Raw genomic sequence first — 13,329 nt, 5'->3', positions numbered from 1 at the left:
ATGTCCCCTTACAGGAAACGATCGATCCCATGCTCAGCCTAGAAGAAGCCCAGTCCCGCGCGCAGGATCTGGTGACTGCGGCGCGCCGGGCGGGCGCGGATGCGGCCGACGCCATCTATGCCTGCAACGCGTCGACCAACGTGTCGGTACGGCTGGGCGCGCTGGAGGATGTGGAACGGTCGGAGGGCGAGGAGATCGGCCTGCGCGTCTTCATCGGGCGCCGCTCCGCCAGCATTTCAGCGTCGGACATGAATCCCGCGACGCTGGCCACGCTGGTCGACCGGTGCATCGCCATGGCGGGACAGGCGCCGGAAGATCCCTATGCCGGCCTCGCCCCGGAAGACCGGCTGCTCAGGAAGAAACTTCCGGCGCTGGACCTGACCGATCCGGTCGAACCCGAACCGGCGGACCTCAGGGAACGCGCCCTGATCGCGGAGGAGGCGGCACGCGCCGTGCCCGGCGTCACCAATAGCGAGGGCGGCGGCGCGGCGACCGGGCGGAGCCAGATGGCGCTCGCCACCAGCCATGGCTTTGCAGGGGCCTATGCGGGGACCAGCCATTCGACCTGGGCAAGCGTGCTGGCCGGCTCCGGCGCCGACATGCAGCGCGACCATGCCAGCCACAGCGTCCGCCATATCGAGGATCTGGACGATGCGGAGGCGGTCGGCAACCGCGCCGGGCATCGCGCAGTGGCGCGGCTCCATCCGGTGAAGACCGGCAGCGGCGTGATGCCCGTGATCTTCGATCCCCGGATCGGGTCCAGCCTGATGGGGCATCTGATCGGCGGAATGGTGGGCCCCGCCATTGCGCGGCGATCGAGCTTCCTGCTGGAATCGCTGGGCGAAGCGCTGTTCGATTCGGGCGTGACGATCATCGACGACCCGCTGCGGCCGCGCGGCTTGCGCTCGCGCCCCTTTGACGGCGAGGGACTTGCCGTCGAGCGGCGGGCGCTGATCGACAAGGGCGTGCTGACCGGCTGGCTGCTGGACAGCGCCTCGGCACGGCAACTGGGCCTGCAACCGACGGGCCATGCCAGCCGGGGCGGCAGCGGCGCGCCGGGCGCGGGGGTCACCAATGTGCATATGGAGCCGGGCAAGCTGTCGCCCGGCGAACTGATGGCGGACGTGAAACGCGGCCTTTATGTCACCGAACTGATCGGCATGGGGGTCAATGGCGTTACGGGCGACTACAGCCGGGGGGCAGCGGGCTTCCTGATCGAAAATGGCGCCGTTGGGCAGGCGGTGTCGGAAATCACCATCGCCAGCAATCTGAAGGACATGTTCCGGGCGCTGGTGCCGGCCAATGACCTTGCCTTCCGCTATGGCATGAACGTGCCGACCATTCGTATCGACGGGATGACCGTTGCAGGCGGCTGACATTCCCTTGCGCGATGCCGTGGCCGCCGTCTCGGACGCGGCCGACCGGGCCCTGACGCTCTGGGCGGGCGGGGAAACCCGCGTGCGCCAGTGGGAAAAGGTGCCCGGCCATCCGGTGTGCGAGGCTGACATCGAACTGGACGCCATGCTGCGCGAGCGGCTCTACGCCATTGATCCCGCGGCGGGTTGGCTGTCGGAGGAGACGGCCGACACCGTGCATCGGCTGAACCTGCCGCGCGTGTGGGTAGTCGATCCGATCGACGGCACGCGCGACTATCTGCGCGGGCGGCCCGGCTGGGCGGTTTCGGTGGCGCTGGTGGAACATGGCGCCGTGCGCTTCGGCATTCTCGCGGCGCCCGCCCGGAATGAATTGTGGATCGCGCAGGCGGGTGCAGGGGCGACCCGGAACGGTCGGTCCCTGCGCGCCGGGCCACGCGCCGTCCTGCCCGGTTCGCGGGTTCCGGCGGACCAGCTTCCCCGCCATGACCGCGATCTCGTCACCGTCGAAAAGCCCAACAGCATCGCTTTGCGCATGGCGATGGTCGCGGCGGACGAGGCCGACCTGGTCGCCACGGTGCGTTGGGGCAATGAATGGGACGTGGCCGCTGCCGCGCTGATCGCGGAAGAGTCCGGCGCTGTCGTCACCGATGCGCTCGGCAATCCCTTTTCCTTCAACCGGCCGCAACCCACTGCTTTCGGCTTGCTGTGCGCGGCGCCGGGGATTCACGCGGCCGCGGCGGAACGCCTGGCGCCCCGGGCGCGGGAGATATTGACGCGGGGATAGAGGCGGCGCATCGGCCCCATCCGCAATCCGCCCTTGCGCGCGTCAGAGCAATGCGTTCACCTGCTCCACAAAGCGCAGCACCGAGATCGGCTTCGACACATAGGCCTGCGCCCCCGCTTCCCGGATCCGCTCCTCATCACCATGGCCGGCATAGGCGGTGACCGCCATGACCGGCACCGACGACAATTGCGCGTCCTGCTTCAGCGAGATGATGAGGTCCAGGCCGCTGACATGCGGCAGATGGATATCGGTGATCACGAGGTCGGGATGGAACTCCCGCGCCTGGGGCAACAGGTCGCGCCCGTCCCGCAACGGCAGCACTTCATGCCCGTGCGCGCGCAACAGGTCGCAAAAAAGTTTGAGATTGAGTTCGTTGTCCTCGACAACGAGCACGCGCTTTGCCACCAGTCACCCGCGTTTGGAGAAATCCGCCAATATAATGGAAGCGCGTCCCCTAAACCCGCCCTTCGTTGAGATCAATCATGCGTCCCGACATTAACCATGGCAAGCAGCATAGTCCAAGCGATACGCGAGAGCCATCCGTACTGGCGCTGATGGCGCTGGCCTGGACCCTGGCGGATGATCGGCGCGCCGACCGGCTGCTGGCGCTGACGGGGCTGGATGCCGACACGCTGAGGGCGGGCGTGGCCGATCCTGCGATATTGGGCGCTGTGCTGGGCTTCCTGTCGGACCATGAGCCCGACCTCATCGCCTGCGCAGAGAGCATCGACAGCAGCCCGGAGGCGCTGATAGCAGCAAAGGAGCATCTTGCCGCATGACCCGGCCGTTGATCATCACCGACTGCGACGAGGTGCTGCTGCACATGGTCGTCCCCTTTCGCGAGTGGCTGGACGAGCAGCATGATATCCATTTCGACATGCATGACCGCGGCTTCAGCGAGGCGCTGCGGCACAAGGACAGCGGCCAGCCGGTGGAGCGGGCGCTGGTCTGGGAACTGCTGCTGGGCTTTTTCGAGACGCAGATGCACCGCCAGACGCCCATTGCCGGGGCGGTGGAGGCCATAAGGCGGCTCGGCCGGATTGCGGACATCGTGGTCCTGACCAACATCACGGAGCGGCATCACCTCCAGCGCGTCGAACAGCTCGCGGCGCATGGCCTTGATCTTCCGGTGCGCTGGAACCAGGGAGGCAAGGGGAAGCCGCTGGCCGCCATCCTTGCGGAGCGCGAACCCAGCGTCGCCCTGTTCATCGACGATCTGGCGGAGCATCATGCCTCGGTCGCCGACCATGCGCCCGGCGTCTGGCGCCTGCACATGGTGGGGGAGCCGCAGATCGCCGCCAACGTCGCCGTCGCGCCCATGGCCCATGCCCGAATTGACGACTGGGCCGTCGCCGAAGCATGGATCGCCGCCCGGCTGGCCGAGGGGCCCGCGCCGGCAGCACCGTCCTATCAGAATATTCCGTCCACCCAGGGAGCATCCTCATGAGCATCGAAACCCGGCTGAGTGAATTGGGCATCGCCCTGCCCGCCGCCGCCGCACCCGTCGCCGCCTATGTCGCAGCGGTGGAAGCCAACGGCCTGCTGCATATTTCCGGGCAGATCTCGCTGTCCGACGGCCAGTTGATGACGGGCCGGCTGGGCGAGGACCGCGACCTCGACTATGGCGTCAAGGCGGCGCGCGCCTGCGGGCTCAACCTGATCGCCCAGATGAAGGCGGCGCTCGGCAGCCTGGACCGGGTCGAACGGATCGTGAAGCTGGGCGCCTTCATCAGCAGCACGCCCGAATTCACCGACCAGCCCAAGGTCGCCAATGGGGCATCCGAACTGATGGTCGAGATATTCGGCGAAGCGGGCAAACACGCCCGCAGCGCCGTCGGCGTGCCGGTGCTGCCGCTGGGCGCGGTGGTCGAGATCGACGCGATCGTCCTTGTCCGCCCGGCCTGACGCCTATCCCTTCCTGACCGAGCGCCCCTTTGCCCATCGCGGGCTGCACGGCGGTCGGATCAGCGAAAACGGCATGGCGGCCTTCGCGGCCGCCATCGCCGGCGGTTTCGGCATCGAATGCGACGTGCGCCTCAGCCGCGACGGCGTCGCCATCGTCTTTCACGACGCGTCCCTTGAACGGATGACGGGCGAAGGTGGCGCGGTGTCGGACCATGATGCCGGGTCGATAGATCGCCTGATGCTGCCCGACGGCGGCGGCGTTCCCCGCCTCCGCGCGCTGCTCGACCTCTGCGGAACCGAAATTCCCCTGCTCATCGAGATCAAGGTGGACGGGCGCCATGTCGGCCCGATCTGCGCGGCGGTTGCCGACGATCTGGCGCGACGGCCGAAGACATTGGCGGCGGTCATGTCATTCAACCCCCTCGCCATTGGCTGGTTCAGGCGCCGCCGGCCCCTGGTCGCGCGGGGCCTGGTGATCACGGACCAGGGCAGGCGCGGTTGGCGCGGCAGAATCGGGCGGGCCCTTGCACTTTGGGCGGCGAAACCCGATTTTATCGCCTGTGATATCCGCGACCTGCCTTCCTCTTCTGCCCATGATGCCCGCCAAAGGAGCCTGCCCGTGCTGACATGGACGGTGCGCGGAGAGGAGGAGCGTGCCCGCGCCGCGCTGCATGCGGACCAGATCATCTTCGAGCGGTCCCATGACTGAATGCGTGGCCCGGCTGGCGCAGGGCGTTGCGGAATTGCCGCGCGACGAGTGGAACGCCTGCGCGGGCGACGCAAATCCCTTCATGAGCTGGGATTTCCTGACCGCGCTCGAACGATCGGGCAGCGTCGGCGGAAACAGCGGCTGGCAACCGCTGCCGCTGGTGATCGATGGTCCGGACGGGCGGATCGCCGCTGCCGCGCCGCTTTATGGCAAGAGCCATAGCCAGGGCGAATATGTGTTCGACCACGGCTGGGCCGATGCCTGGGAAAGGGCCGGCGGGCAATATTATCCGAAGATTCAGATCGCGGCTCCCTTTTCGCCGGTACCGGGCCCCCGGCTGCTGCTGCGTGATGGGACCCTCGCGCCGGCGCTGATCGCCGGGATCGAGGCGGTGGTGCAGCAGAATCAACTGTCCTCCGCCCATGCGACCTTCATAGCGCCCGAACAGGTGCCGCTGTTCGAGGCGGCGGGCTGGCTGATCCGGGAGGATAGCCAGTTCCACTGGACCAATCGCGGCTATGGCGATTTCGCCGACTTCCTGGCCGATCTGTCGAGTGCCAAGCGCAAGAATATCCGCAAGGAAAGGGAAAGGGCGGTCGAGGGGCTGGATATCCTCCACCTGACCGGAGCGGCGCTGACGGAGGCGCATTGGGACATGTTCTGGACCTTTTACCAGGACACGGGAGCACGCAAATGGGGGCGCCCCTATCTGACCCGGGCATTTTTCTCCATGCTGGGCGAGAGCATGGCCGACCGGGTACTGCTGGTGCTAGCGCTGCGACAAGGGCGACCCATCGCCGGTGCGCTCAACCTGATCGGCGCGGATACGCTCTACGGTCGCTATTGGGGCTGTTCGGAAGACGTGCCCAATCTGCATTTCGAACTATGCTATTATCAGGCGATCGACATCGCCATCGCCCGCGGACTGAAACGGGTGGAGGCAGGCGCGCAGGGCGGCCACAAGCTGGCGCGCGGCTACACCCCGGAGCCGACATTTTCAGCGCATTTCATTCCCAATGCCAGCTTCCGCAGGGCCGTTACCGAATTCCTGGTGGCGGAACGGCAGGGCGTGCAGCGCGACCGGATCTGGCTGACCGAAAGGACACCCTTTCGGAAGGGCGAGGCGCGGCCGGACTGACGACAAAGGTCAGCCTGGCTGCAAGGAGCCTGGCGGACCGCTGTGTCCCCGATTTCAGGCCGCGCGCAATTGTGTCGCGGCAATCAGCGCCCTCGCCTGCCGCTGCGCTTCGGCGATTTCGCGCGCCGACATTTCCTCGGCCACTTCGGCGCGCATCGCCTGCCCTTCCTCGCTGCCCTTGAGCGCGGCGAGATTGAACCATTTATGCGCCTCGATCAGATCCACCGGCATGCCGCCCGTGCCGCAGCTATAGGCGACGCCCAGATCGAAACAGGCCTCCGCAGTTTGGCCTTCTGCTCCGGCAAACCGGCTTTGCATCAGAAACTGCGCACTCTTCAGTCCATTGGCCATAACCGAATCCCCCTCATGGATTTCGACTTGTGGTTCTTGACGAGCAGCAGGCTGCACCGGCAGCGGATAAAAAATGGTTAACGCGTCGGATACCATGTGATGATGGCTCCGTTGAACCGATCCCGCGTCCGTCCGCGACGTGAAAAGGGTGGCGCGGTCAATGGATTGTCCCCATAGCCACCGGCATGACAGACCATCACGACATCAGCCGGGTGCAACCGAAGAAGGACATCGCGTTTCGCGAATTCGTGATGCTCTGCGCCTGCCTGATGGCGATGAACGCGCTGTCGATCGATCCCATGCTGCCGGCCTTGCCCGATATCGGTCGGGATCTTTCGGTCCCCCACCCCAACGACCGCCAATTGATCATCAGCGTCTATTTCATGGGCCTGGGTGTTGGGTCGCTGCTGTTCGGCGTGCTGTCTGACCGCTTTGGGCGAAAGCGGGTACTCGGCAGCGCGATGGCGCTGTTCATCCTTTCCTCGATCGCCTGCGCGGGCGCGCACAGCTTTGCCGCCATGCTCGTCGGACGGGCCTCCGCCGGCTTTTTCGCCGGGGCCAGCCGGGTGATCACCGTCGGCATCGTCCGTGATCGGTTCAGGGGGGATGCGATGGCCCGCGTGATGTCGCTGATCTTCGCCGTGTTCATGCTGATCCCGGTCATGGCGCCCACTTTCGGCCAGGCGATCCTCTGGATTGCGCCCTGGCGCTGGATTTTCTGGGCGCTAGCGATCCTGGCGACGCTGATCCTGCTGTGGATGGGGATGCGGCTGCCCGAAACGCTGCTGCCGGAAAATCGCCTGCGGATGAGCGCAGGCTCCATTTTCCGCACGGTCGGCACGATCGTCCGCACGCGGGCGTCAATCGGCTACATGTTGGCGAGCGGCGTCGTGATGAGCGGCCTGATCGGCTTCATCCTGTCGGTGCAGCAGATATTCTTCGACATATTCGCCGCGCAGAAGATTTTTCCCTTCGCCTTCGCGGCCATCGCCGGCAGCATGGGCATCGGCAGTCTGCTCAACAGCCGCCTTGTCTCGCGCTTCGGTGCGCGGCGGCTGAGCCAGACAGCGCTGCTATGCCTGGTGTCCATCAATGTCGTGCACCTGACCGTGATCCTGTCCGGATTGGAAACCATCACCAGCTTCATGGTCCTGCAGTCAGCGACGATGATGACCATCGCCTTCACCGCATCGAATTTCAGCGCGATCTCCATGGAGCCCTTCGCGAAAGGCGCCGGCGTCGCTTCCTCCTTCCAGGCATTTCTGACCACCGCCGTGTCGAGCACGCTGGGCAGCCTGATCGGCCGCGCCTTCAACGGGACGACATTGCCGCTGACCCTGGGACTGGCGGTGTTCGGCTCTATCTCCTTCCTGATCGTCGCTTGGGCGGAGCGGGGAAAATTGTTCACGCGCCCCCATCATGGCGGGCTGCGCGATCCGGAATTCGAGCCGATGCATTGAAAAAGGGGGCGGTGTGATCCGCCCCCTTTGATCGATCAGGCGTCCCGGCCGCCAGGCGTATGCGCGCCCGGCAGCGGCGGCACGGGTTGAGGCGGGATGCCGCTATCCTGCTCATGGGTTTCAACCAGGCCGCGCCCCACATGGCTCTTGCGATAACCATAGATGAAATAGAGCACGAGGCCGATCCCGCCCCAGATCGGCAGGACAAGCTGGGCGTCGACCGGCAGGTTGAAGAACAGGAAGACGCAGCCAAATGCCGCAGTCGGCGCGATCACCCACACCAAAGGCGTGCGGAAGGGGCGAGCGCGGCCCGGTTCCTTCACGCGCAACACCAGCACGGCGAGACACACCATGAAAAAGGCGAACAGCGTGCCGGAGTTGGAGATGTCGGCCAGCTGCCCCACCGGCAGCAGCGCGGCGCCGATCGCGACGAAGATGCCCGTCACCATGGTGACGATATGGGGCGTCTTGAACCGGGGATGGATGCTGGCGAGCTTTTCCGGCAGCAGACCGTCGCGTGCCATCACGAAGAAGATGCGGGTCTGGCCGAACATCATCATCAGAATGACTGAGGGCAATGCCAGATTGGCCGCAAGGCCAAGGGCATTGCCGACCACCGTCCAGTTGATCTCGCGCAGCACATGGGCGAGCGCTTCGTTGGAGCAGACCAGATCCTTGGCATGGGCCGCCATCGCGCAGGTGGCGGCAAAGCCCTGCGATCCCGGCGCGACGACCGATCCATCCGGGCCGAGCACAGGCTGCGCCCCGATTGCGCCGATCGCGCCGGCAGCCACGAGCAGATAGAAGATGGTACAGATCGCAAGGCTGCCGATCAGGCCGATGGGCACGTTGCGCTGCGGGTTCTTGGTTTCCTCCGCCGCGGTCGACACCGCGTCGAAGCCAACATAGGCGAAGAAGATGGACGCTGCGGCGCCGACTATGCCCATGCCGCTGGTTCCCGCGGGACCGAACCAGTCATTGGGTGCGAAGGGCGAGAAATTGCCGGTGTCAAGCACGGGAAGCGTCAGAATGATGAAGGCGGTAAGCGCGGACACCTTGATGGCGACGAGCACGGCATTGACGCGCGCGCTTTCGGTGGTGCCGATTATCAGCAGGGTCGTGACTGCCAGCGCGACGACGATGGCGGGAATGTTGATCACGCCGTGGGTGAAGTCAGCATGTGGGATCAGGCCATTCATCGTCCAGACCGGCCCCGCCGAGAGCGCCTGCGGCAATTCGAGTCCCGTGATGCTTTTGAGCAGCCCCATGAAATAGCCGGACCACCCCACCGAAACGGCGCTGGCGGCGACCGCATATTCGAGGATGAGCGCCCAGCCCACCATCCAGGCGAGCAATTCGCCGACGACGGCATAGGTATAGGTGTAGGCCGAGCCCGACACGGGAACCATTGAGGCGATTTCGGAATAGCAGAGCGCGGCGAAGGCACAAACAGCGCCCGCGATCACGAAGCTCCACATCATGCCTGGCCCGGCCTTTTGCGCGGCGGCGGCGGTCAGAACGAAAATACCGGTGCCGATGACCGCGCCGACACCCAATAGCGTCAGTTGAACCGGCCCCAGCGTACGGACGAGAGCTTTCTTCTCGGCCGTGGCCAATATGGCATCCAATGGCTTTATGCGCCCGAAAATCATTGTGGAGCCCTTTATCTTTGAAGTCTTTTGCCCAGACGGCCGTTGCGGCCGCTCTCCTTTTGTGATGGAGTGGAGACTATCGCCTAATCTGCGGCGCGCAAGTATGTTGCGCATTCGGGACATGGTCCAAAAGCGCTCCCCCTCCCCCTGACGACCCCAAAGGAGTGAATTGTGGTAGAATTGCTGCGGGCAGCGAGTTTGAGCGATACGCTGCATGGCTTCGCCGGGCGGCGCGGCGGCGTTTCGACCGGGGTTCATGCTGGCCTGAATGTCGGACTTGGCTCGGAAGACGAACGTGACGCGGTTCTGCACAACCGGGATCTTGCGCGCGACGCCCTGCTGCCCGGGGGTGCGCTGGTAACGGTCCACCAGGTCCACTCACCCGATGTGGTCACAGTCACCACGCCCTTTGCCATTGACGAACGCCCGTCGGCCGATGCGATGGTGACGGATCAACCCGGTCTGATATTGGGGATTCTCACCGCCGATTGCGTTCCCGTGCTGTTTGCCGATGCCTCGGCAGGGATCATTGGTGCGGCGCATGCGGGCTGGAAGGGCGCCCTGGGCGGTGTCACGGATCGGACGATCGATGCGATGGAGGCGCTGGGTGCAGCGCGTGACCGGATCACATGCGCGATAGGGCCATGCATCGGCCGTTCGTCCTATGAGGTGACGCTGGATTTCGCCGAACGCTTCGTGGCAGCAGATACGGAAAATGATCGCTTTTTCTCGGCTGGCCGCGAGGGGCATTGTCAGTTCGACATCGCCGCCTATGTCGCCGCCCGGCTGGCGGGTGCGGGGGTCGGCCAGGTCGAGCTGCTGGACGAGGATACATATGGGCAGCCAGAACGCTTTTACAGCTATCGCCGTGCATGCCACCGCGGAGAACCCGATTATGGCCGACAGATTTCGATGATAGCGTTACGGGCTTGAAGAAGCACGCAGGTAGCCGGCCGTACACGCTATCTGCGGCAAGCCAGCGTCAATGGAATGGGTTTGAGAATAGCTTGCAGCAATGAAAATGGGCCATGTCCAACCTCGACCGAAATTAATGGTTTCGAGGGTTTGACCGGAATGGCGATCCAACTGCGAAGAAGATTGCGGCCTCTGGTTGCGGGAGTAGGATTTGAACCTACGACCTTCAGGTTATGAGCCTGACGAGCTACCGGGCTGCTCCATCCCGCGACACTAGAGATCGCTGCGGAGGCCGCACATATTGTGGATGGGAATTGAAGCGCGAGCTATAATGCCTGGCGACGCCCTACTCTTCCGGGGCTTGAGCCACAGTACCATCGGCGCAGACTGGTTTCACGTCCGAGTTCGGGAAGGGATCGGGTGGGTCACAGACGCTATGGTCACCAAGCAATAGAGCTTGCGCTTCGTTTTTTAATCGATGTTTTCCGTGCAGATTATCTGGCTGTTTGATCACCACATTTGCTGACGTTTGCTGGAATATCCAGTGTTGTCATTGATGGTGGGACTCTCAGGCGCGATCAGAGCAATTAGGACCGGTTAGCTCCATATGTTACCACACTTCTACATCCGGCCTATCAAGGTCGTGGTCTACGACCGCTCGAAGAAATCTTATCTTGAGGGAGGCTTCCCGCTTAGATGCTTTCAGCGGTTATCCCGTCCATACATAGCTACCCTGCTGCGCCCTTGGCAGGACGACAGGTACACCAGAGGTATGTTCAACCCGGTCCTCTCGTACTAGGGTCAACTCCTCTCAAATTTCGACGCCCACGGCAGATAGGGACCAAACTGTCTCGCGACGTTCTGAACCCAGCTCACGTACCACTTTAATTGGCGAACAGCCAAACCCTTGGGACCTGCTCCAGCCCCAGGATGTGATGAGCCGACATCGAGGTGCCAAACGATTCCGTCGATATGAGCTCTTGGGAATCATCAGCCTGTTATCCCCGGCGTACCTTTTATCCGTTGAGCGATGGCCCTTCCACGAGGGACCACCGGATCACTATGACCGACTTTCGTCTCTGCTCGACTTGTCAGTCTCGCAGTCAGGCGGGCTTATGCCATTGCACTCTAACAGACGGTTTCCAACCGTCCTGAGCCCACCATCGCGCGCCTCCGTTACTCTTTAGGAGGCGACCGCCCCAGTCAAACTACCCGCCACAGAGGGTCCCTGCACCGGATAACGGTGCGAGGTTAGACATCAGAAAACAACAGGGTGGTATTTCACCTATGGCTCCACGACAACTGGCGTCATCGCTTCAAAGCCTCCCACCTATGCTACACAGTTCTTTCCTAATGCCACTCTGAAGCTGCAGTAAAGGTGCACGGGGTCTTTCCGTCTAACCGCGGGTACTCCGCATCTTCACGGAGAATTCAATTTCGCTGAGCATATCCTGGAGACAGTGGGGAAGTCGTTACGCCATTCGTGCAGGTCGGAACTTACCCGACAAGGAATTTCGCTACCTTAGGACCGTTATAGTTACGGCCGCCGTTTACCTGGGCTTCAATTCAGTGCTTGCACACCTCCTCTTAACCTTCAGGCACCGGGCAGGCGTCAGGCCCTATACGTCGTCTTGAAGCCGACTTAGCAGAGCCCTGTGTTTTTGCTAAACAGTCGCTACCCCCTGGCCTGTGCCCCCCACAAAAAGTTGCCTTCATGTGGGGCCTCCTTCTTCCGAAGGTACGGAGGCAATTTGCCGAGTTCCTTCAGGATACTTCTCTCAAACGCCTTGGTATACTCTACCATTCCACCTGTGTCGGTTTAGGGTACGGTCTATACGGTGGGGCTATTTCCTGGGACAACTTCCCTGCCCGGACCAATCCAATAAGGCCGAACAAGTTACGCCATCCGTCACACACCACCAGGCCCACGAATATTAACGTGGTTCCCATCGACTACCCCCTTCGGGCTCGTCTTAGGGGCCGGCTTACCCTGCTCAGATTAGCTTTAAGCAGGAACCCTTGGAATTTCGGCGACAGTGCATCTCACACTGTTAATCGCTACTCATGTCTGCATTCGCACTTCCGATACCTCCACGACCCATTACCAGATCGCTTCAACGGCCTACGGAACGCTCCGCTACCGCTCAGAACAAACGTTCTGAACCCTAAGCTTCGGTGCACGTCTTGAGCCCCGTTACATCTTCGCCGCAGGATCTCTTATTTAGACCAGTGAGCTGTTACGCTTTCTTTAAAGGATGGCTGCTTCTAAGCCAACCTCCTGGTTGTTTTGGAAATCCCACATGCTTTCCCACTTAGACGTGACTTGGGGACCTTAGCTGTAGGTTAGGGCTGTTTCCCTTTTGACGACGGACCTTAGCACCCGCCGTCTGTCTGCCGGACTAGACTCGTTGGTATTCGGAGTTTGGTTAGTATTGGTAGATCTCGCGACCCCCGCAACCATCCAGTGCTCTACCCCCAACGGCAATCATCCGACGCTCTACCTCAATAGATTTCGCGGAGAACCAGCTATTTCCCGGCTTGATTGGCCTTTCACCCCTAAACACAACTCATCCGATAATTTTTCAACATTAAACGGTTCGGCCCTCCAGTGCGTGTTACCGCACCTTCAGCCTGGTCATGCCTAGATCGCCGGGTTTCGGGTCTAATGCATCGAACTCATGGTCGCCCTGTTCAGACTCGCTTTCGCTGCGCCTACACCTAACGGCTTAAGCTTGCTCGATACACTAAGTCACAGACCCATTATGCAAGAGGTACGCGGTCAGGTCTCAAGGACCCTCCCACTGCTTGTAGGCATCCGGTTTCAGGTACTGTTTCACTCCCCTCATCGGGGTGCTTTTCACCTTTCCCTCACGGTACTGGTTCGCTATCGGTCATGTACGAGTATTTAGGCTTGGAGGGTGGTCCCCCCATGTTCAGACAGAGTTTCACGTGCTCCGCCCTACTCAAGTCCGACATCTTCATTTTCGCATACGGGGCTGTCACCCGCTATGGCCCAACTTTCCAGAAGGTTCTGCTAAT

Annotated in this window: 12 protein-coding genes, 1 tRNA gene and 2 rRNA genes (1 of these 15 only partly in view); 9 read left to right on the top strand and 6 right to left on the bottom strand. The window is 62.6% G+C overall.

Features of this window, described 5'->3' with window-relative positions:
* Positions 1-29 precede the first annotated feature (29 nt).
* Positions 30-1,376, top strand: a complete 1,347-nt coding sequence (locus ACN9MX_RS11985; RefSeq protein ID WP_363826697.1) for a TldD/PmbA family protein — start codon at positions 30-32, stop codon at positions 1,374-1,376.
* Complete coding sequence (locus ACN9MX_RS11980; RefSeq protein WP_363826695.1) at positions 1,363-2,160, top strand: 3'(2'),5'-bisphosphate nucleotidase CysQ; 798 nt, start codon at positions 1,363-1,365, stop codon at positions 2,158-2,160. Before ACN9MX_RS11985 ends, ACN9MX_RS11980 begins: the two co-directional genes overlap by 14 nt.
* A 42-nt stretch (positions 2,161-2,202) precedes the next feature.
* Here ACN9MX_RS11980 and ACN9MX_RS11975 read toward each other — a convergent pair whose 3' ends face one another.
* Positions 2,203-2,565, bottom strand: a complete 363-nt coding sequence (locus ACN9MX_RS11975) for a response regulator (protein ID WP_363735706.1) — start codon at positions 2,563-2,565, stop codon at positions 2,203-2,205.
* 77 nt (positions 2,566-2,642) lie between these two features.
* Between ACN9MX_RS11975 and ACN9MX_RS11970 the strand changes: the two genes are divergently transcribed.
* From ACN9MX_RS11970 to ACN9MX_RS11950, 5 genes are read left to right on the top strand one after another with little or no spacing between them, the layout of a single operon-like run.
* Positions 2,643-2,939, top strand: coding sequence for a DUF3572 domain-containing protein (locus tag ACN9MX_RS11970; protein WP_363753488.1), 297 nt, complete (start codon positions 2,643-2,645; stop codon positions 2,937-2,939).
* Positions 2,936-3,607, top strand: coding sequence for an HAD family hydrolase (locus ACN9MX_RS11965; RefSeq protein WP_363826693.1), 672 nt, complete (start codon positions 2,936-2,938; stop codon positions 3,605-3,607). Before ACN9MX_RS11970 ends, ACN9MX_RS11965 begins: the two co-directional genes overlap by 4 nt.
* Positions 3,604-4,065: a RidA family protein gene (locus ACN9MX_RS11960; RefSeq protein WP_363753493.1), complete on the top strand. Its 462-nt coding sequence runs from the start codon at positions 3,604-3,606 to the stop codon at positions 4,063-4,065. The genes ACN9MX_RS11965 and ACN9MX_RS11960 overlap by 4 nt, the downstream gene beginning before the upstream one ends.
* A complete protein-coding gene (locus ACN9MX_RS11955) occupies positions 4,049-4,774 on the top strand; it encodes a glycerophosphodiester phosphodiesterase family protein (protein WP_363826690.1) in 726 nt (241 codons plus the stop codon). Before ACN9MX_RS11960 ends, ACN9MX_RS11955 begins: the two co-directional genes overlap by 17 nt.
* Positions 4,767-5,912: a GNAT family N-acetyltransferase gene (locus ACN9MX_RS11950; RefSeq protein ID WP_363826688.1), complete on the top strand. Its 1,146-nt coding sequence runs from the start codon at positions 4,767-4,769 to the stop codon at positions 5,910-5,912. Before ACN9MX_RS11955 ends, ACN9MX_RS11950 begins: the two co-directional genes overlap by 8 nt.
* A gap of 54 nt (positions 5,913-5,966) precedes the next feature.
* Here ACN9MX_RS11950 and ACN9MX_RS11945 read toward each other — a convergent pair whose 3' ends face one another.
* On the bottom strand, positions 5,967-6,263 hold the full coding sequence (locus tag ACN9MX_RS11945) for an SEL1-like repeat protein (protein ID WP_133653309.1): 297 nt from the start codon (positions 6,261-6,263) through the stop codon (positions 5,967-5,969).
* A gap of 185 nt (positions 6,264-6,448) precedes the next feature.
* Here ACN9MX_RS11945 and ACN9MX_RS11940 point away from each other — a divergent pair, with 185 nt between their 5' ends.
* A complete protein-coding gene (locus ACN9MX_RS11940) occupies positions 6,449-7,723 on the top strand; it encodes a multidrug effflux MFS transporter (protein ID WP_363826685.1) in 1,275 nt (424 codons plus the stop codon).
* Positions 7,724-7,758: 35 nt separating this feature from the next.
* On the opposite strand, the gene ACN9MX_RS11935 is transcribed toward ACN9MX_RS11940, so the two are convergent.
* Positions 7,759-9,375, bottom strand: coding sequence for an amino acid permease (locus ACN9MX_RS11935; RefSeq protein WP_363753501.1), 1,617 nt, complete (start codon positions 9,373-9,375; stop codon positions 7,759-7,761).
* Positions 9,376-9,546: 171 nt separating this feature from the next.
* Between ACN9MX_RS11935 and pgeF the strand changes: the two genes are divergently transcribed.
* The gene (pgeF, locus tag ACN9MX_RS11930) at positions 9,547-10,308 is read left to right on the top strand and encodes a peptidoglycan editing factor PgeF (RefSeq protein ID WP_363826681.1); all 762 of its coding nucleotides are present in this window, start codon (positions 9,547-9,549) and stop codon (positions 10,306-10,308) included.
* A 175-nt stretch (positions 10,309-10,483) separates the two neighbouring features.
* On the opposite strand, the gene ACN9MX_RS11925 is transcribed toward pgeF, so the two are convergent.
* The 3 genes from ACN9MX_RS11925 to ACN9MX_RS11915 form a co-directional block, all read right to left on the bottom strand.
* Positions 10,484-10,560: transfer RNA gene (locus ACN9MX_RS11925), tRNA-Met, on the bottom strand.
* Positions 10,561-10,623: 63 nt separating this feature from the next.
* Positions 10,624-10,738, bottom strand: a 5S ribosomal RNA gene (gene rrf, locus ACN9MX_RS11920).
* 119 nt (positions 10,739-10,857) lie between these two features.
* Positions 10,858-13,329: ribosomal RNA gene (locus tag ACN9MX_RS11915) — 23S ribosomal RNA — on the bottom strand (it continues 329 nt past the right edge of the window).

This window comes from Sphingobium sp. R-21, from assembly GCF_049913335.1.
GTDB lineage: Bacteria > Pseudomonadota > Alphaproteobacteria > Sphingomonadales > Sphingomonadaceae > Sphingobium.
The sequence above is the reverse complement of the archived record's forward strand: the minus strand, read 5'-3'. Positions and strand labels throughout refer to the sequence as shown.